The organism is Tsukamurella ocularis (assembly GCF_965138335.1).
GTDB lineage: Bacteria > Actinomycetota > Actinomycetes > Mycobacteriales > Mycobacteriaceae > Tsukamurella > Tsukamurella ocularis_A.
The window spans coordinates 226221-243619 of record NZ_CBCSDV010000001.1; the positions used below are offsets into that span (position 1 = coordinate 226221).

18 protein-coding genes, 1 tRNA gene and 1 pseudogene are annotated in these 17399 nt (G+C 71.9%); 11 read left to right on the forward strand and 9 right to left on the reverse strand.

Going from position 1 to position 17399, the window contains the following annotated elements; all coding sequences use genetic code 11:
• Window positions 1–16 precede the first annotated feature (16 nt).
• Both ACNAYW_RS01170 and ACNAYW_RS01175 read right to left on the reverse strand, forming a co-directional pair.
• Window positions 17–1249, reverse strand: a complete 1233-nt coding sequence (locus tag ACNAYW_RS01170; protein WP_415847926.1) for a GAF domain-containing protein — start codon at window positions 1247–1249, stop codon at window positions 17–19.
• 31 nt (window positions 1250–1280) lie between these two features.
• Entirely contained in the window at window positions 1281–3308 is a 2028-nt protein-coding gene (locus ACNAYW_RS01175) for a CocE/NonD family hydrolase (protein ID WP_415847927.1), read from the reverse strand.
• Window positions 3309–3509: 201 nt separating this feature from the next.
• Between ACNAYW_RS01175 and ACNAYW_RS01180 the strand changes: the two genes are divergently transcribed.
• The 3 genes from ACNAYW_RS01180 to ACNAYW_RS01190 all read left to right on the forward strand — a co-directional run bounded on the left by ACNAYW_RS01180 (window position 3510) and on the right by ACNAYW_RS01190 (window position 5081).
• A complete protein-coding gene (locus ACNAYW_RS01180) occupies window positions 3510–3950 on the forward strand; it encodes a DUF6918 family protein (RefSeq protein ID WP_415847928.1) in 441 nt (146 codons plus the stop codon).
• A 2-nt stretch (window positions 3951–3952) separates the two neighbouring features.
• Window positions 3953–4345, forward strand: a complete 393-nt coding sequence (locus tag ACNAYW_RS01185; protein ID WP_415847929.1) for a RidA family protein — start codon at window positions 3953–3955, stop codon at window positions 4343–4345.
• Between the two features lie 121 nt (window positions 4346–4466).
• Complete coding sequence (locus ACNAYW_RS01190; RefSeq protein WP_415847930.1) at window positions 4467–5081, forward strand: putative glycolipid-binding domain-containing protein; 615 nt, start codon at window positions 4467–4469, stop codon at window positions 5079–5081.
• 13 nt (window positions 5082–5094) lie between these two features.
• Here the strand turns inward: ACNAYW_RS01190 and ACNAYW_RS01195 are convergent, their stop codons facing one another.
• Entirely contained in the window at window positions 5095–6054 is a 960-nt protein-coding gene (locus tag ACNAYW_RS01195) for a prephenate dehydrogenase (RefSeq protein ID WP_415847931.1), read from the reverse strand.
• A 79-nt stretch (window positions 6055–6133) separates the two neighbouring features.
• On the opposite strand from ACNAYW_RS01195, the gene ACNAYW_RS01200 reads away from it, so the two are divergent.
• The 3 genes from ACNAYW_RS01200 to ACNAYW_RS01210 all read left to right on the forward strand — a co-directional run bounded on the left by ACNAYW_RS01200 (window position 6134) and on the right by ACNAYW_RS01210 (window position 7250).
• A complete protein-coding gene (locus tag ACNAYW_RS01200; RefSeq protein WP_415847932.1) occupies window positions 6134–6652 on the forward strand; it encodes a tRNA adenosine deaminase-associated protein in 519 nt (172 codons plus the stop codon).
• A 29-nt stretch (window positions 6653–6681) separates the two neighbouring features.
• Complete coding sequence (locus tag ACNAYW_RS01205) at window positions 6682–7116, forward strand: nucleoside deaminase (protein ID WP_415848207.1); 435 nt, start codon at window positions 6682–6684, stop codon at window positions 7114–7116.
• A 46-nt stretch (window positions 7117–7162) separates the two neighbouring features.
• Window positions 7163–7250, forward strand: a tRNA-Ser gene (locus ACNAYW_RS01210).
• Here ACNAYW_RS01210 and ACNAYW_RS01215 read toward each other — a convergent pair.
• Window positions 7232–7921, reverse strand: coding sequence for a DUF2306 domain-containing protein (locus tag ACNAYW_RS01215; protein ID WP_415847933.1), 690 nt, complete (start codon window positions 7919–7921; stop codon window positions 7232–7234). The genes ACNAYW_RS01210 and ACNAYW_RS01215 overlap by 19 nt on opposite strands.
• Before the next feature lie 221 nt (window positions 7922–8142).
• The gene (locus tag ACNAYW_RS01220) at window positions 8143–8538 is read right to left on the reverse strand and encodes a hypothetical protein (protein WP_415847934.1); all 396 of its coding nucleotides are present in this window, start codon (window positions 8536–8538) and stop codon (window positions 8143–8145) included.
• Window positions 8539–8767: 229 nt separating this feature from the next.
• Here ACNAYW_RS01220 and ACNAYW_RS01225 point away from each other — a divergent pair.
• The 4 genes and pseudogenes from ACNAYW_RS01225 to ACNAYW_RS01240 all read left to right on the forward strand — a co-directional run.
• Window positions 8768–10978, forward strand: a pseudogene (locus ACNAYW_RS01225) (MMPL family transporter); the annotation flags it as partial.
• 558 nt (window positions 10979–11536) lie between these two features.
• Window positions 11537–12847 carry a tRNA guanosine(34) transglycosylase Tgt gene (gene tgt / locus ACNAYW_RS01230; RefSeq protein ID WP_415848208.1) on the forward strand — a complete coding sequence of 437 codons (1311 nt, stop codon included), beginning with the start codon at window positions 11537–11539 and terminating at the stop codon, window positions 12845–12847.
• 34 nt (window positions 12848–12881) lie between these two features.
• Entirely contained in the window at window positions 12882–13871 is a 990-nt protein-coding gene (locus tag ACNAYW_RS01235) for a GlxA family transcriptional regulator (protein WP_415847935.1), read from the forward strand.
• 57 nt (window positions 13872–13928) lie between these two features.
• The gene (locus ACNAYW_RS01240; protein WP_415847936.1) at window positions 13929–14147 is read left to right on the forward strand and encodes a hypothetical protein; all 219 of its coding nucleotides are present in this window, start codon (window positions 13929–13931) and stop codon (window positions 14145–14147) included.
• Here ACNAYW_RS01240 and gluQRS read toward each other — a convergent pair.
• The 4 genes from gluQRS to ACNAYW_RS01260 all read right to left on the reverse strand — a co-directional run bounded on the left by gluQRS (window position 14136) and on the right by ACNAYW_RS01260 (window position 16788).
• Window positions 14136–14993: a tRNA glutamyl-Q(34) synthetase GluQRS gene (gluQRS, locus tag ACNAYW_RS01245; RefSeq protein WP_415847937.1), complete on the reverse strand. Its 858-nt coding sequence runs from the start codon at window positions 14991–14993 to the stop codon at window positions 14136–14138. The genes ACNAYW_RS01240 and gluQRS overlap by 12 nt on opposite strands.
• Window positions 14990–15367: a GNAT family N-acetyltransferase gene (locus ACNAYW_RS01250; RefSeq protein WP_415847938.1), complete on the reverse strand. Its 378-nt coding sequence runs from the start codon at window positions 15365–15367 to the stop codon at window positions 14990–14992. Before ACNAYW_RS01250 ends, gluQRS begins: the two co-directional genes overlap by 4 nt.
• A gap of 134 nt (window positions 15368–15501) precedes the next feature.
• A complete protein-coding gene (locus ACNAYW_RS01255) occupies window positions 15502–15750 on the reverse strand; it encodes a type II toxin-antitoxin system TacA family antitoxin (protein WP_415847939.1) in 249 nt (82 codons plus the stop codon).
• 78 nt (window positions 15751–15828) lie between these two features.
• Window positions 15829–16788: a helix-turn-helix transcriptional regulator gene (locus ACNAYW_RS01260; RefSeq protein WP_415847940.1), complete on the reverse strand. Its 960-nt coding sequence runs from the start codon at window positions 16786–16788 to the stop codon at window positions 15829–15831.
• A 63-nt stretch (window positions 16789–16851) separates the two neighbouring features.
• Between ACNAYW_RS01260 and ACNAYW_RS01265 the strand changes: the two genes are divergently transcribed.
• The gene (locus ACNAYW_RS01265; protein WP_415847941.1) at window positions 16852–17382 is read left to right on the forward strand and encodes a DinB family protein; all 531 of its coding nucleotides are present in this window, start codon (window positions 16852–16854) and stop codon (window positions 17380–17382) included.
• Window positions 17383–17399: the final 17 nt, after the last annotated feature.

The window sequence follows — 17399 nt, forward strand, 5'->3', positions numbered from 1 at the left end:
GTGCGCTACGGCCCAGTCAGGCCAGATCGATGGCGATGGCCGCGAGGCGGCCGTCGGCCTCGGCGCGGGCCCGGGCGTCGCCGTGCGCGCGCAGCACCCGCCAGCCGTGCTCGTCGTCGCGCGCATCGGGCAGATCGAGCCACCGCCGGAGCAGGCCCAGGTCCCGGCTCGCCAGTACGGCCGAGCGGAGGCTCTCGGCCAGCTCGGTCCGCAGCCGCGCGACGCCGGGGGCCGCGGAGTTGGGCAGCAGGGGCCCGCGGTAGACCGCCAGGGCGTCGGCGACGCGGCCCGCGCGGATCGCGCGCGCCGCGTCGTCGGCGTCGGAGGCCAGTGGGCCGAGCAATCGGTACGGGCGCGAGCCCAGCAGGTCCGCTCCGACCGTCTTCCGCAGCCGGGAGACCTCCGCGCGGACGGTCACGACGTCGAGGTCGCGCTCGTCGAGCAGCAGGGCCAGGTGATCGGCGGTCAGGCCCTCCGGGTGCCGTGCGAGCAGCGCGAGGATATCGGCGTGCCGGCCCGTGAGCGGCACCTCGCGACCGTCCTTCTCCAGCATCGGGCGGCCGCCCAGCAGTCGCAGCCGCGGCCCGGCCGCAGGGGTGGGCGGGGCGAGCCGGAGGATCGCCAGCTGCCCCTCGACGGCCAGCGCCGCGGCCCGCACCAGGGCCAGGGCCTGGGGCGTCGCCACCTCGGGCCCGCCGGTCACGTCGAGCACGCCGATCGGCGCGCGCGTCACGGGGTCGTGCACCGGGACGGCAGTGCAGTTCCAGCGGTGTGCGCGCCGGGCGAAGTGCTCCGACCCGGCGATCTGCACCTCGGTGTCCAGCGCGAGCGCGGTGCCCGGCGCGTTGGTGCCGGCCGCGGTCTCGCTCCAGTTCGCGCCCGGGATGAAGTTCATGGCGGCGGCCCGGCGGACGGCGGTGCCGTCGCCCTCCACCCACAGCAGGGTCCCGTCGCGGTCGCCGACGGCCACCATCGCGCCGGCCGAGTCGTCCACGAGGAGCCGGCGGATCACCGGCATCACGCCGGACAGGGGGTTGCGGGCGCGCAGAGCGTCGAGCGCACCGTCGCCCGACGGTGCCTCCCCGTCCGGGTTCACGCCCAGGTCGCGGCTGCGCTGCCAGCTCTCGGCGATGAGGTGCCGCAGCTGGGACGCGCGCAGCGCGGCCTCGTCGACCGCACCGTCGACGAACATGCTGTGCAGCCGCGCGGCCGCACCCGCGGACGCGACGGCTCGGGAACCGGTCACCATCGTGCCTTCGACGATAGCCCGGAAGGGGCGGTCACCAGCCCGGATCGCCCACGATCTGCAGGCTCACGTAGGACGGCTGCTCGGGGCTGAGCAGGACGGTCTGCTTGCCGAACCGGGTCTTCACCAGGTCGGGGACCGTCGCCAGGTAGCGGGGCACGCTGCCGGCGTAGACGTCCACGCGCAGGCGGTGGCCCTCCTCGAGCACGGCATCGGTGGGCACCACGTCGACGTCGAGCTCGATCGTCTCGCCCGGCACCACCCGCTGCTTCGCGGACCAGGTCAGCGGGTGGAACGCGCCGAGCAGCTCGCCGCCCAGGTCGTAGGTGCTGCGGGCGGGGTCGAGCGCACGGTTCGAGGCCATGAGGGCGCCGCCCGAGAGCACCGTCGACGTGCCGTCGGGTGCGACGTCGTTGACGGTGACCGTCCAGATCGCCTCATCGCCCTCGCACTGCGTCACGAGGTGCACGTTGACCGCGCCGCTGAGCTGCACCGGCGCCGCTGCGGGCGGCGAGGTGAAACAGATCGCGCCGCGCTCCTGCACGCCGGCGGTCTCCAGCGCCGGGACGGCCTTCGTCAGCCCGGCGAGGACCTGCGTCAGGTCGGGCGAGGCGAGGCCCCGCAGGTCGATCCGCGTGGACGCGGACGCGCGCCGGCGTTCCGGGACGGTGGCGAGGCCGCCGTCGTACCGGGCGTGCGGCGCCGTGCCCGACGGCGCCGGGGTGGCGTAGAGCCGCTGGGTGCGGGCTCCGGCGCGGGGGAACGACTCGCCCGCGCTCCAGCCGCCGCCCTGCTGCTCCAGGGTGACGGGCCCGTAGCGGTCGACGCCGTTGTCGATGCCCTTGAGCCAGCGGTCGTACCAGGCCCGCTCGAGCACGTCGATGCGCGGCGGCGCCTGGGTGCCGCCGAAGCCGGCGCCCATGTCGAAGTGGTAGCCGTTGGTGATCACCATCTGCTTACGTCCCGCGGGCAGGTTGAGCCGGGCGAAGACGCGCGGCGTGCTCCGGCCGAACAGGTCGTGCCAGCCGCCGAACAGGAAGGTCGGCGCGGTGATCGACTCGATCTTCGCGTTCCGCTCCGTGAAGTACGGGTTGTCGTTCACGCGCGGATCGCGCCCGGTGAGCACGCCCGTCACCACCGACGGTATCTCGGTGGCGGGCGAGACCAGGCGGCTGTGCAGCCAGCGGAAGATGTTGCCGTTCACGGTGTCGCGCAGGAGGGTGCGCGGGTTGTACAGCCACTTGAGGGCGTTCACGGCGCCGAGCCACAGCGGGATGAACACCGACGGGAGGCCGCCCGTGATGTAGATGTCGCGGACGATGTCCTCGCTGCCCTCGATCGCGAAGACCGCGCCGAGGCCCTCCGGCGCATGCCCCGCGGCCTGCAGCGAATTGATCGCGGAGTACGACCAGCCGCCCATGCCGAGCGCGCCGTCGCACCAGTCCTGCGCACGGGTCCAGCGCAGCACCTCCACGGAGTCCTGCTGCTCGCGCGGGCCGAGGATCTGCCACACGCCGTGCGAGGTACCGGTGCCGCGGACGTCGACGATCACCTGCACGTAGCCGCTGCGCACCAGCCGGCGGTTGATGCCGAAGCCCTGGAGCAGGCCGCCCGAGAAGTCGACGGTGCCGCCCGTGAGGGCCTTCGAGGCGTTGGTCAGCGCCGGCCCGACGAAGGCGGCGTGCGTGGTCTCGTCGATCGCGTCGACGACCATCCGGTTGTACGGGTTCAGGTTGAGGATCGCGGGGTACGGGCGTTCCACGGGCACGCCGTCGATCTCGGCGGGCCGCACGACGGTGGCGCGCAGGACCACCCCGTCGGACATGCGGATGTCGACGTTGCGGTCGATGTGGACCCGGGGGTAGGTGAGCCGGCCGTCGACGGCCTCGCGCCAGGCGAGGGCGTCGGCGCCGCCGGTGGGATCGCCGAGGGGGAGGGTGTGGTCGACGCGCGGGTGGTGCCGGCCGCCCGCGGGGGCGGGCAGCGCGGGGCTGCGGTCCCAGAGCGGGAAGCGCACGCCGGACAGTCGTGCGTTCGCTCTACCGGATCGGCTGGTCACCATTGCAACCCCTTCCTTCAACCGTCAACCTAGAGCACGGGTGACGTACCTCACAAACCGCGGGTGCGGTTGTTGCAGATCCGATGCAGAACAGTTGCATTCCCGGCAGGTCCCGATCAGCGCGGATGCAGCACTCCACACGTCGCCGGAAGGCCCGATAAGCTCGTTCTCGCAATCGACCGCGCCAGACCCGGAGGTACCCCCATGTCGCTGACCACCACGCTCCTCGATCCCGCGCGCCAGCCGGCCGTCGTCGCCGACTTCGCGTCGGTCGTCGAAGCCGAGGTCGGTGACAAGAGCGGGCTGTCCGGCACCGTCATCAAGACCGCCTACAGCGCGGTCAAGAAGGTCTCGCCGAACGTCATCGAGTCGGCGCTGACCAAGCTGCTGCCGGACTTCGCCGCCGCGCTCGACCCCTTCTGGACCGAGTTCCAGGCCCAGGGCCCCGGCGACTTCGGCCAGTTCCTCGCCGCCCGCGGCGACGCGGTCGGCGACGCGCTGCTCGCCGTCACCGACAGGAAGGCCGAGTCCACGAGCCAGCCCGCCCTGCGCAAGGCCTACTCGAGCCTGCGCGGCAAGGCCAAGGAGAACGTCGTCGCGGCGCTGCCCCGCGTCGGCGCGGCCGTGCAGAAGAACGCCGCCTGATCATGGCTGAGGTGCGACTCCACGGCTCGGACCGGCTGACCACCGCGGTCGGGCACGCGTACAGCGCGACGGTGCCCGCGGGCGCCACCCTGCACATCGCGGGCGTCGCCCCGCTCGACCAGGGCGGCACCACCGTCGCCCCCGGCGACGTGCAGGGCCAGGTCCGCGCGGCCGTCGGGAACCTGCGGGTGATCCTCGCGGAGCGCGGCGGGCAGTTGTCCGACGTCGCGCGCCTGACCGTCTTCGTCGCCGAGCACCTGCAGGTGGACCTGCAGGTGGCGGGGGAGACCCTCGCCGAGATCTTCGTGGATCTGCCGCCCGTGTCGATCGTCGGCGTCAGCCGGCTGCGCTACGACGATCAGGTCGTCGAGCTCGAGGCCGTCGCGGCCCTGTAGGCGTCCGGGACCGGCGGCTCCCCCGGCCGCCGCCGTGTGAGCGCCGGCACAGCGGCGGCGCGGAGCGAGCGGCGGCCACAGGGGTTCGTTGGGGCCGGATGCGAGGAGTTACCGTAGGGGCGTGAGTACCCCTTCATCCGCAGACGCAGTGGCCACCGTGATCACCGGCGCGAGCTGGCCCAGGATCCTCACCTGGCGGTCCGAGGACGGCAACCTCCTCGAGTCGGTCCGCGTGCAGCTCACGGGCGACCGGATCCGCGCGTACGGTCGCATCATCGCGGCCCCGTCGGCCGACGGCCCCGCCTTCAACGCCTCGTACGACCTGGTCACCGACGACGAGGGCGTCACCAAGCGGCTCTCCGTGCACGCGCTCACCGCGGCCGGCGAGTCCCAGGTGACGATCGCCCGCGACGGCGAGAACCACTGGCTCGTCCAGGGCGCGCAGGGCGCTGAGCGCGGCTTCTTCTCCGGCGCGCTGAGCGTCGACGTGCTCAAGTCCGCGTTCTTCAACGCCCTCACGATCCGCCGGTTCGACCTGCAGAGCCATCCCGAGGAGATCGACGTGCCGGTCGTGTACGTGGACCTGCCGAGCCTCGCGGTCAAGGAGACGGTCATCAACTACGACGGTGCCGCCGACGGCATCACGGTGATCTCCCCGATCAGCAGCTCGAAGATCTCGGTCGACGCCGACGGCTTCGTCGTCGACTACCCGGGCCTGTCGCGCCGCGTCGAGTAGGTCTCGCGCAGCGTCATCGGAGAGCGGTGATCACGCCTCCGGCGTGACCGGCCTCGCGCAGCGCCCGCTGCCACCCCGCCCCGTCGAGCACGGGGGAGAACGAGGTGCGGCGGGCGTTCTCGTACCGCTTGCGCGCCGCGTAGCCGCGCTCGGTGATCGCTCCGACGGTGCCCCGCTCGGCCAGCTCGGCGCGGGCCGCGATGAGCTCCGCGATGGTGTCGTCCAGGGCGTCGAGCAGCGCGCCCGCGTTCGCCTCGCACATCGCGTTCACCAGCGACGGTGCCGTGCCGGCGACACGGGTGACGTCGCGGAAGCTGCTCGCCGCCAACGAGAGGGCCAGCTGCTTCGCGGCCGGGTCGAGCTCGGCGGTGATCGCGACGGCCTCGGCCACCACGTGCACCGAGTGCGAGATCCGCGCGACGGCCGCGTCGTGCTCGGCCGAGCCGGCGGGCACGATCACCGCCCCGCAGTCCAGCCCGACGGTGGCGGCCAGGCGCCAGGCCTCCGCGGGGGTCTCGTCGTCGGCGGTGACCACCCACGTCGCGCCGTCGAACAGGGTGGCGTCGGTCGCTTCCCAGCCGGAGTGGGCGGTCCCGGCCATCGGGTGACCGCCGGCGTACCGGTCCGTCAGGCCGGCGGCCGCGACGCGGCGCGCGACGTCGGCCTTGACGCTCACGGCGTCGGTCAGCCACGCGTTCGGCGCGTGCTCGGCGACCGCGGCGAGCACGCCGTCGAGTGCGGGGACGGGCACCGCGACGACGATGACGTGCCCGCCCGCTTCGGCCCGACGCAGCGTCGCCACCAGGTCCGACGAGGCGTCGAAGCCCGCGGCCCCGGCGTCGTCGACGGCGGCGGCCGAGCGGTTCCAGCCGTGGGCGGGTCGCCCCGCGCGGCCGAGGGCGCGGAGGATCGAGCCGCCGATCAGGCCGAGGCCGAGGACGCACACGGGGACGCCGGAATGAGGTGTGGACACCCCGCCAGCGTTCCACACCGGCGTGAGGAAGCCGTATGAGACGTGTCGCGGACGCGCGTTTACGGATACGGTTTCACCCATGGCCGCAGAGACCTCACCGGAGCGCTACGACGACACCGACGGCTACGCCGTGGCCGTGACCCGCGGGGAGACCGCCTGGACGGTGCACCTGCTCGACCCGGGCGCGCTGGGCAGCATCGCCAAGGCCGAGCAGGAGCTCAAGGCGCTGCGTGCCACCGGCGCCGTGATCGGGCTGCTCAACGTGGACGACGAGTACTTCGTCATCGTGCGGCCCGGCCCGTCGGGCACGCGGCTGCTGCTCTCCGACGCGACCGCCGCGGTCTTCGACGAGCTCGCGGTCCAGGCGCTCGACCGGCTCAACGTCGACGTGCCGGACATCGACCCCGAGGAGATCGAGGACACCGATCCCTGGCCCGAGGGCGACCTCGGCATCCTCGGCGACCTCGGCCTCGGCGAGCAGGAGCTCAGCGTGCTGCTCGCCGACCCGGACCTCTACCCCGACGAGCAGCTGCAGGTGATCGCCGAGCGGCTGCGCTTCGACGGCGAGCTGGGCGCGATCCTCGATTCGCTGGGCTAGTGGCGCTGCTCGACGCCGAGCGCGCGGCGATGGGCTTCGCGCTCGAGGCGGCGGGCCTCGCGGGGCCCGACGACGTGCCCGTCGGCGCCGCCGTCATCGCGCCCGACGGTGCCGTGCTCGCGCGGGCCGGGAACCGCCGGGAAGCGCTGGGCGATCCGACGGCCCACGCCGAGATCCTCGCGATCCGCGCGGCGGCGGCGACGTTCGGCGACGGCTGGCGGCTCGAGGGCTGCACCCTGGCCGTCACCCTGGAACCCTGCGCGATGTGCGCCGGCGCGCTCGTCTCTGCGCGCATCGGCCACCTCGTCTTCGGCGCCTTCGAGCCGAAGACCGGGGCGGTCGGCTCGGTGTGGGACGTGGTCCGCGATCCCCGCGTGACGCACCGCGTCACGGTGCGCGGCGGCGTCCGGGAGGCCGAGTGCGCCGCGCTGCTGCACGAGTTCTTCCGGCCGCACCGCTCCTGACCTGCCGATTTAACGCCTGGGTCGTCGTCCGGTAAAGTACTCCGACGGTGGCGTGTCCGAGCGGCCGAAGGTGCAGCACTCGAAATGCTGTGTGCGGTAACCCCGTACCGAGGGTTCAAATCCCTCCGCCACCGCTGAGGGAAACCCTCTCCGATTCCGATCGGAGGGGGTTTCTCCCGTTCCGGGGCCACGTGCCCGGGCTACGGCGCCGGCCCCGCGGGGTGCGCCGCAGCCACCACTCGCAGAAGCCGATCGCGATCAGCCAGCTCGGCCACGCGACGATCGCCGGCCCCCACGCGTCCATGAAGGACTCCGGCACGCCGGCGGCGTCGAGCATCAGGAACGAGATCGGACCCAGGATCCGGTTGATGATCACCGAGTACATCAGCGCCGCGCTGCGCAGCATCCAGCGCCGGTGGGACGCCACATCACCGCCGACGATCGCCCGCACCCCCAGCGCCGTGAAGAGCAGCATCAGCGAGCCCAGCGTCACGTTGGAGGCCGCGTTGACCGGCCCGAAGGGCGTGACCGTGCCGATCGCGATGGCCGCGAGCCCGACCGGCAGCGCGCACGCCACGTAGATCCGGCCCGCGATCCAGTGGTACTTCGCGAACCAGCGGCGGCCGAGCTGCACCAGCCCGGCGAGCATCGCGACGGACCCGAGCAGGATGTGCCCGACGAGCAGCCCGTAGTACCAGTTGGGCTGATCGTCGAGCGGGACGCGGCTGCCGCCCGTGAGGTAGGGCGGGAGGGAGTAGGCGAGGAAGACGAGCACCAGCAGGGCGCCCACCAGCAGTTTCTTCATACGGGGAACGCTAGGGAGGGAGCCCGCGGCGGCGGATCACCCGCGCGGGTGGACCCGCGTAGTCCGCGCGGGTGAGGCACCACGATCGCGGCCGCTGGTGAAAACCGCCGAATCCTGCGGTACGAGGCCGATATCGGCTTCGTGCCACCCGAATCGGCCGATTTCACGACGGCTTTCAGCGGGAGGGGATCGATGAACGACGACGAGCGCGCTCGCGGCCGTCAGTGGGAGCTGAAGAAGCCGATCGCCTTGTCGCCGCTGTCGCAGCGCGCGAGCATGCCGGGGGTCTGCGGGAACGTGCAGTTCCAGCCGTCGACGGTGACGGGCTTCGCCATCGCGATCTGCGGGCCGAAGGCGTTCGCGACGCGCATGGCCTCGGCGCAGTCCACCTTCGCGGTGCCGAGCGCGTGCACGTACAGCGCCCCGTCGGGGCCGCGGGTCTGCCCGCACATCTCGGCGCGGTTCTCGGCCGTCGTGGCGGAGGCCGACGGTGCGCCGGACGACGCGGGGCTCGCTGCGGGGTCGGACGAACTGCCGCAGCCCGCGAGGAGCAGGCCGCACACTGTTGCAGTAGCGACGGCTGTGACAGGCGTTGCGAAGCGTTGAAATGCGGTCATGTCCTGCACGCTACCCGCGACCTGGTGATGAGCCTCACAAAAGTGCCGGTCAGCGATATTATTGCGGGCGGCAACGATCGGTACACTCGACAGCGACCCGTATCGCGCAGCCCGTCGGGCCTCGACGACCTGGAGTGACCGCATGGCACTGTTCCTGTACCGGCTGGGGAGGTTCGCCTACCTCAACCGCTTCAAAGTCATCGTGGTGTGGCTGCTGATCTTCGCCGGCATGCTCACCGGCGGCGCCCTCCTCAAGGGCGCCACCGTCGACAACTTCTCGCTGCCGGGCCTGCCCTCGGCGAAGGCGACGGACATCGTCTCCGAGAACTTCGGCGACAGCGGCGGCGACCCGTTCACCACCGCCTCGGCGACCATCGTCTTCCACACGAAGGACGGCAAGCTCACCGATCCGGCGGCCGCGGCGGGCATCGACCGGACCATCGCCGACATCAAGAACCTCACCAAGGACGAGAACGGGACCAGGGTCTCCGTGGTGCAGGACCCGGAGCTCCTGCACAACCCGACGGGCAAGCTCGATGAGGGCGCGATCACCCCGGAGCAGCGGTCGAAGCTCGAGGCGGTCACGGCGCAGGCCAAGGACATCGCGTCGACCAAGACGCAGGCGCAGAAGGACGCCGACGCGGCGGCCACCTCGTCGGTGAGCCCCGACGGCAAGACCGCCAAGATCACCGTGAACTTCGTCGGCAAGGTCACGGACCTGCCGGACACCCTCTCCGAGGACATCAAGAAGGCCCGCGAGGCGGGCGAGGCCGCGTCGAACGGCACCCTGCAGGTCGAGGCCGACGGTTCCGCCGCCCGCGGCGCCGAGGACATGGGCCTGACCAGCGAGATCATCGGCATGATCGTCGCCGCGATCGTGCTGATCATCACCTTCGCCTCGCTCGTCGCCTGGGGGCTGCCGCTGCTGAACGCGATCATCGCCGTGCCGGTGGCCATCGGCGGCGTCATGATCGCCTCCCACTTCATCGAGCTCGGCACCTTCCCCACGGTCCTGACCTCGATGATCGGTCTGGCCGTCACCATCGACTACGCGCTCTTCATCGTCTCCCGCTACCGACACGAACTGCGGCGCCTCGGCGCCACCACCAAGGAGCAGCGGGCCGAGGCCGCGGGCATCGCCGTCGGCACCGCCGGCACCGCGGTCATCTTCGCCGGCCTGACGGTCATCATCGCGCTCGCAGCGCTCGCCTTCATCGGCATGGACTTCCTCGGCCAGATGGGCGTCGCCGCCGCGTGGGGCGTGTTCATCGCCGTCATCGTCGCGCTCACGCTGCTCCCGGCGCTGCTGGGCCTGTTCGGATCCAAGGTCTTCGCCGGCCGGGTCAAGGGCCTGCACCCGCAGGACACCGACCAGGGCGAGGGTCGCGTCGCCAACGGCCTGCGCTGGGCGAACCTCGTGAAGAAGGTCCCGGTCGTCACCCTCATCGCCGGCGTCGCCGTGCTCGGCATCCTCGCCATCCCGATGAAGGACATGAAGACCGCCCTGCCCGGCTCGGGCATGAGCGAGAAGAGCACATCCGAGCGGCAGGCCTACGACCTCATCTCCGACGCCTGGGGCAAGGGCACCAACGGCACCCTCCTCGTCGCGGTCGACGGGGCCGGGGCCCAGCCGAACCAGCGGCTCGGCGCCTACAAGCAGATCGTCGATCAGCTCAACTCGAATCCCGCCATCGCGCCGCTGATCGCGAACGCGCAGATCGCACAGCTCGCGTCGGACAACAAGGCCGCCACCATCATGGTGACGCCCAAGTCCGGACCCAACGACGACGACACCAAGACGCTCGTGACCAAGCTCCGGAACATGGTCAACGGCGACGCCGGCACGAAGGCCCGGCTCGGCGTGGACCTCGGCGTCGCGGGCAGCACCGCCATCGAGATGGACATCTCGGACGAGCTCAACAAGAACGCGCTGCCCAAGTACCTGGCGATCGTCGTCGGGCTGGCGTTCCTGTTGCTGCTCATCGCCTTCCGCTCGATCCTGGTGCCGCTCACCGCTGCGCTGGGCTTCCTGCTGTCCGTGGTCGCGACCTTCGGCGTGACGTCGGCGATCTTCACCGACGGCGCCCTCGGCCTCATCGACAACACGCAGCCGCTGGTGTCGTTCCTGCCGATCTTCATGATCGGCATCGTCTTCGGCCTCGCGATGGACTACCAGGTGTTCCTCGTCTCCCGCATGCGCGAGGAGTTCGTGCACACCGGCGACGCGACCGGATCCGTGGTGACGGGCGTGCAGTACGGCGCCCGCGTGGTGACCGCAGCGGCGATCATCATGATCTCGGTCTTCGCCTCGTTCATCCTCAACGAGCAGGTGTTCATCAAGGAGATCGGCTTCGGCCTCGCGGCCGCCGTGCTGCTCGACGCCTTCGTCGTGCGCCTGGTGCTCATCCCGTCGGTGATGATGCTGCTCGGCAAGTGGGCCTGGTGGCTGCCGAAGTGGCTGGACAAGATCCTGCCGAACGTCGACATCGAGGGCGAGGCGCTCGTCGCCCAGCTCGGCCGCGGCGACGCGAACGCCGACACCGCCGCGATCCCCGCGACGATCACGGCCGAGATCCCGGTGCCCACCGAGCAACTCGTGGCCGCCGGCGCGACCGACGTCCACGCCCGCGGCAAGGCTCGAGTCGAGCAGGCCGGTACGAACGGTCGCACCAACGGCACGGCCAACGGGGCCGAGCTGCCCACGGCCGCCCCCACGGTGCCCGTGCCGCTGGTGCCCCTGGGCAAGGACGACGAGCACGTGACGGAGCAGGCCCCGGTGTACGCCGACACGGAGCAGGTGGCCGCGGCGGCGCCGGACACGGCCGCACCGGACACCGGCGAGTACCCCGTCGCGCGGCCCGGCGTCCCCCGCCCGGACCAGACGTCGACCGGACCCATCCGCCCGCGCGACCGCACCCGCGACGAGATCGCCCAGTTGCGCGAGCAGAACAAGGCGATCGCGGCGGAGCTCAGCGCGCTGCGCTCCGACTACCGCTCGATGGCCGGCCGCACCCGCCTGCAGAGCGAGCACATCAGCGATCCCACGCGGTTCGAGATCGAGGGCCGCCTCGAGGGGCCCGATGGTCCGCTCGGCCGCGCCGGCCGGCTGCTGACGCCGCACGGCGAGATGCTCACGCCCGCCTTCATCCCCGTCGGGACCAAGGCGACGGTGAAGACGGTGCTGCCCGAGGCCGTCTCGGAGCTGGGCGCGCAGGCGGTGCTGGCGAACGCCTACCACCTGTACCTGCAGCCCGGCCCGGAGATCGTGGAGCAGGCCGGTGGCCTGGGCGCGTTCATGAACTGGGACGGCCCCACCTTCACCGATTCCGGTGGCTTCCAGGTGATGTCGCTCGGCTCGGGCTTCAAGAAGGTCATCGACATGACCGGCGGGGACTCCGGCGACGGGCCGCTCGGCGACGACGCGATCGCCGAGGGCAAGGACCGGCTCTCCCGCGTGGACGACGAAGGTGTGACCTTCCTGAGCCATCTCGACGGCACGGAGCACCGGTTCACCCCGGAGCGCTCGATGCAGATCCAGCACCAGCTGGGCGCCGACGTCATCTTCGCCTTCGACGAGCTGACCACCCTGCACAACACCCGCGCGTACCAGGTGGAGTCGCTGGAGCGCACCCGCCTGTGGGCGCGGCGCTGCCTCTCCGAGCACAACTGGCTCACCGCGCAGCGGCGCGACGCGATCTCCCTCTGGGGTGTCGTGCAGGGCGCGCAGTACGAGGATCTGCGCCGCAAGGCCGCCCGCGATCTGCGGGCGCTGAGCGACGAGGACCGGCTCTCCGGCGGCCTCGGCTTCGGCGGCTACGGCATCGGCGGCGCGCTGGAGAAGGCGAACCTGTCGACCATCGTGCGCTGGGTGAACCAGGAGCTCGAGGAGGACAAGCCGAAGCACCTGCTGGGCATCTCCGAGCCGGACGACATCTTCGCCGCGGTGGAGCAGGGCATCGACACCTTCGACTGCGTCTCGCCGTCGCGGGTGGCCCGGAACGGCGCGATCTACTCGCTGGACGGCCGCTACAACGTGACCAATTCGCGGTTCAAGACGGACTTCCGCCCGCTGGACCCGGAGACGCAGAACTACACCTCGCAGTACACCCGCGCCTACATCCATCACCTGTTCAAGGCGAAGGAGGGCCTCGCGGCCACGCTGTGCACCATCCATAACGAGCAGTTCGTCGTCTCCCTGGTCGCGAAGATCCGGCAGTCGATGCTCGACGGCACGTACTGGGAGTTCAAGGAGGAGTTCCTGGGCCGCTACTACAAGGGCACCCAGCAGCACCTCGCCAAGTCCGACTAGCGCGGCGGGCGCCGTCCCGCCGTAGGATTCGGACATGCCCCACGTCGTCGCACTGCCCGTCTGCGACGGCATGACGATGCTCGAGTACGGCACCGTCATCGAGGCGCTGGGCTTCGCGTGGGCCGACCTGCCGTCGCTGGGGTACGACGTGCGCGGCTGCGGACCGGCCGACGGCGTGCAGACGCTCGGTGGGGCCGTGCTGCACCCCGCGTTCGGGCTCGACGAGATCGCCGGCGCCGACACCGTGATCGTCACGGCGGTCACGGATCCGCGCACCGACTCCAACCCGGAGTGGCACGAGCCGCTGCGCGCCGCTGCGGCGAACGGTGCGCGGATCGTCTCGATCTGCACCGGCGCCTTCGCGCTCGCGGCGGCGGGCCTGCTCGACGGCCGGCGGGCCACCACGCACTGGCGCCACGCGGGCCTGCTGCAGTACCGGTTCCCGCGGGTGCACGTCACGCCGTCGGAGCTGTACATCCAGGACGGCCCGGTGCTCACGGGCGCGGGCTCCGCGGCGGGCCTGGACCTGTGCCTGCACCTGATCCGCTCCGATCACGGCGCGGGCACCGCGAACGAGGTGGCGCGCCGCCTCGTCGTGGCGCCGCACCGCGACGGCGACCAGTCGCAGTTCGTCAACATCGACACCCTGCGGCCCGACATGGACAAGCGCTTCGCCGACTTCCTACAGGGCCTCGCGCACGGCATCGGCGGCGTCCGGGGGCTCGATGACATGGCTGCCCGCGCCGGCGTCTCGCGCCGCACCCTGCATCGCCGGTTCCGGCAGTACACCGGCGTCGCGCCGCTGGAATGGCTGATGCGACAACGGGTCTACCGGGCCATGCGGCTGCTGGAGACCACGAACGACTCCGTCACCGCGATCACCGGCCGCGCGGGCTTCGACGCCGAGGAGACGCTGCGCTACCACTTCAAGCGGCAGACCGGCCTCGCGCCGACGGCCTACCGCGACCGCTTCCGCGGCAGCGAGGTGGGCCGCAGTTCCGGCCGGCCCGTGGCCGGATCTTGAGGAATTCCGGCACCGCACACCTGGGCGGCGCACCACGGCCCGGATAGCGTTTCGGCCATGAGGATTCAGCAGATGAGGAAGGTCTTCGGCGGCACCCGGGCGGCCCCGACGACGGTGAACGGAAACCGGGGATGGATGCGCGAGTTCGCCTCCGGCATCGCGGCGGGCAACCTCGTGCGGCACGGCGCCGGCGTGCCCGGCGCGCACGCCTCGCGGATCTGCGAGCGGCCCCGGCTGGGGCCGGCGCCCGCCGGGCGGCACGCGTCAGAGCGGTAGGGTCCAGGGCTCCCGCGGAAGCCGATCCGGGTCGAACGACTCGAGCATCTCCCGCGGGGTGCGGCCCCGCAGCCCCAGGCTCGCGGCCAACTCCGGCAGCACCACCGGGGCCCCGCCGCGCTCGGCGAGGGTGACGGCACCGTCGCGCTTGGCGAGCCGGACACCGGTGGGCCCCAGCACCATCGGCACGTGGGCGTAGGTCGGCGGCACGCCGCCCAGCAGGCTCGTCAGGTACGCCTGACGCGGGGCGGAGGAGAGCAGGTCGTCGCCGCGCACCACCTGGTCGATGCCCTGGGCCACGTCGTCGACCACCACGGCCAGGTTGTAGGCGTACGTCCCGTCGCCCCGTCGGAGCACGACGTCGTCGACGGCCCCGGTGTACTCGCCGTGCAGCAGATCCGTGACGGTGAAGGACGGGACCGTCGCGCGCAGGCGCACCGCCGCGGGCCGCTCCCGCCGCCGGACCTCCCGTTCGGCGTCCGTGAGGTCGCGGCAGGTGCCGGGGTACGCGCCCTCCGGGGCGTGCGGCGCCGACGGTGCCGCGAGGATCTCCCGCCGCGTGCAGTAGCACTCGTACACGTCGAGTCGCTCCAGCGCCGCCGCGTAGCGCGCGGTCCGCTCCGACTGCCGCACCACGTCGCCGTCCCAGTCGAGACCGAGCGCGGCGAGGTCGGCCAGCTGCCGGGCCTCGGCACCATCGGCTGTGCGCCCGGTGTCCAGATCCTCGACGCGCAACAGGAAGTCCCGCCCCGTCGAGCGGGCGAAGAGCCAGGCGAGCAGGGCCGTCCGCAGGTTGCCCACGTGCAGATCGCCCGACGGGCTCGGCGCGTACCGTCCAGCTGTCACCGCAGGCCCAACGTCCGTCGGATGTCTTTCACGAGGAGGACGAGATGTAGCGGATCCGTCGGGCTCTGCTCGAATTCAGGGACGAGGTGCAAGTAGAAGTCGCGGGCGGCATCGGATTCCGCATGGACGAGCAGGCCGCGACACCCGATCTCGTCCGACAGCGCGGCGACTCGCAGGATGACGTCCGTGAGCAGTCCGGCACCGAGTCCACGTCCTTCGTGACCGTGGTCGACCCCGAGTCGGGCGAGGAGGGCGACCGGCTGCGGGTACTGGCCGGCGCCGCGACGCAACCGGGACGGAGCGTCGTCGACCTTCGCCTGCGCCATGCACCACGCGTAGTAGGCGACGACGCGATCCGAGCCCGATTCGGTCACCGCGAACACCTTGGTGGAGCCCGCGGATGCGGACTGCCGCGCGTATCGCCGGAGCCACGTGGTCTGTTCGGTGGAAGGGCAGTCGAATTCGTCGAGGACGTGGTGGGACCCGAGGGGGACCGGGGCGCTGTACGTCACTCGGCGAACGGGGACGGGCGGCGGAACAGAGCGGCGAGCCCGGCGAGCTCACGTGCGGGGCGCGAGTTCACGTCGTCCCACTCGGCGCGGGCCTCCGGGGTGAGGACGAACGTCTGCCGGTCGGCGAGGACGCGACGAGCGGCGTCCGAGGCGTGGGAGATGACGAAGTCGGTGAGGTCCGTTCCCGATGCCGTCACCGCACGATCGATGAGCCGTCGCTCCTCGTCTGTCGTGCGCAGTTCCATGCGCCGATTACGGCGGCGTGTGTTCACGTCGGCCATGACACCTCCTTCGCGTACGTCCATTGTACGGCCGTGGGTCTTCTACGACAACGGTCCGGTCGTGCGCGCGAGGTTGCCGGCCCAGCGCGCGAGGTGCGCCGTCAGCTCGGCCGGCTCCACGACGGTGACCTCGGCGTCGAGGACCGCGATCGCCATCGCGGGCCAGTCGAGCGAGTCGGCCTCCATCCGCACGACGGTGACGTCCTCCGATTCCTCCAGCCGCGCGTACCGGCCGATGAGCGACCGCACGTGTTCGACGGGCGCGGCTACGCGGAACTCGATGCGGTGGGCCGGCGAGCGCTGGCCGACGGACGCGCGGACGTAGGCGGCGGCATCCTCGGCCGGCAGCTCGCGCGGGCGGAACCGCACGCCCGTCCGCGACGGTCCGCTGATCCGATCGAGCCGGAAGCTGCGCCAGTCGTGCCGGTACAGGTCGTACGCCACGAGATACCAGCGGCGCCCGAGCGGCACGAGCCGCATCGGCTCGGCGAGCCGGTCGGTGCGTGCGCCGTCGGCGGCGGTGTAGCCGAATTCGATCCGCTCCTCGGCGCGGCACGCCTCCGCGAGGCCCGTGAGGACGCGCGGGTCGACGGCGGGGCCGCCGGTGAGGACGGCGGGCTGGGTGACGGCGCCCAGCGCCTCGACGCGCTTGCGCAGCCGGGGCGGCATCACGGCGGCCACCTTGCCGAGCGCCCGCACCGAGGTCTCGGCGATGCCGGCGATCCCGCCCTGCGCGGCGGTCTGGAGGCCGACGGCGATCGCCACCGCCTCCTCGTCGTCGAGGACCAGCGGCGGCAGCGCGGCGCCGGCGGCCAGCTGGTAGCCGCCGTCGAGGCCCCGGGTCGCGGAGACGGGGTAGCCGAGGTCGCGCAACCGCTCGATGTCGCGCCGCAGGGTGCGCACCGACACCTCGAGCCGGTCGGCCAGCTCGGTGCCCGGCCAGTAGCGGTGCGTCTGCAGCAGTGACAGGAGCCGCAGGGTTCGGGAGCTCGTGTTCGCCATGTTTTCCAGTGTGTTCCGCATTAAGGACAGAAACTGACACTAATACCTCATAGCCTTCTTCACATGACCGAGACACAGAACCTCTCCGCCGAGCGCAACGACATCCTCAGCCTCCTCGCCGAGCGCCGTCATTTCCTGCGTTTCACCGCGCAGGGCCTGACCGACGAGCAGGCCAATACCCGCAGCACCGTCAGCGAGCTGACCGTGGGCGGCCTCATCAAGCACGTCACCGAGGTGGAGAAGGGATGGCAGGACTTCGCCCAGGGCAAGGGCCACGCGATGGACGGCATCGACTTCGAGAACATCACCCCGGAGCAGCAGGAGGCCTTCGCGAACACGTTCCGCCTCACCGACGGCGAGACCATCGAGGGCGCCCTCGCCGAGCACGAGCGCGTCGCGGCCGTCACCGACGAGCTGGTGCGCGCCCTCGACCTCGACACGGCCTTCGAGCTCCCCGAGGCGCCGTGGCAGCCGCCGGGCGTCTTCTGGACCGTGCGCCGGGTCTTCCTGCACATCGCCGGCGAGACCGCCCACCACTCCGGCCACGCCGACATCATCCGCGAGAGCATCGACGGCCAGAAGAGCATGGGCTAGCGGGATTTCCCCGCGGC

Excerpts from the sequence above, each read along its gene's own strand:
- ACNAYW_RS01170 (WP_415847926.1), bottom strand. The coding sequence starts at position 1,249 with ATGGTGACCGGTTCCCGAGCCGTCGCGTCCGCGGGTGCGGCCGCGCGG.
- ACNAYW_RS01175 (WP_415847927.1), bottom strand. The coding sequence starts at position 3,308 with ATGGTGACCAGCCGATCCGGTAGAGCGAACGCACGACTGTCCGGCGTG.
- ACNAYW_RS01180 (WP_415847928.1), top strand. The coding sequence starts at position 3,510 with ATGTCGCTGACCACCACGCTCCTCGATCCCGCGCGCCAGCCGGCCGTC.
- ACNAYW_RS01185 (WP_415847929.1), top strand. The coding sequence starts at position 3,953 with ATGGCTGAGGTGCGACTCCACGGCTCGGACCGGCTGACCACCGCGGTC.
- ACNAYW_RS01200 (WP_415847932.1), top strand. The coding sequence starts at position 6,134 with ATGGCCGCAGAGACCTCACCGGAGCGCTACGACGACACCGACGGCTAC.
- ACNAYW_RS01205 (WP_415848207.1), top strand. The coding sequence starts at position 6,682 with ATGGGCTTCGCGCTCGAGGCGGCGGGCCTCGCGGGGCCCGACGACGTG.
- ACNAYW_RS01215 (WP_415847933.1), bottom strand. The coding sequence starts at position 7,921 with ATGAAGAAACTGCTGGTGGGCGCCCTGCTGGTGCTCGTCTTCCTCGCC.
- ACNAYW_RS01220 (WP_415847934.1), bottom strand. The coding sequence starts at position 8,538 with ATGACCGCATTTCAACGCTTCGCAACGCCTGTCACAGCCGTCGCTACT.
- tgt (WP_415848208.1), top strand. The coding sequence starts at position 11,537 with ATGGCCGGCCGCACCCGCCTGCAGAGCGAGCACATCAGCGATCCCACG.
- ACNAYW_RS01235 (WP_415847935.1), top strand. The coding sequence starts at position 12,882 with ATGCCCCACGTCGTCGCACTGCCCGTCTGCGACGGCATGACGATGCTC.
- ACNAYW_RS01240 (WP_415847936.1), top strand. The coding sequence starts at position 13,929 with ATGAGGATTCAGCAGATGAGGAAGGTCTTCGGCGGCACCCGGGCGGCC.
- ACNAYW_RS01255 (WP_415847939.1), bottom strand. The coding sequence starts at position 15,750 with ATGGAACTGCGCACGACAGACGAGGAGCGACGGCTCATCGATCGTGCG.
- ACNAYW_RS01260 (WP_415847940.1), bottom strand. The coding sequence starts at position 16,788 with ATGGCGAACACGAGCTCCCGAACCCTGCGGCTCCTGTCACTGCTGCAG.
- ACNAYW_RS01265 (WP_415847941.1), top strand. The coding sequence starts at position 16,852 with ATGACCGAGACACAGAACCTCTCCGCCGAGCGCAACGACATCCTCAGC.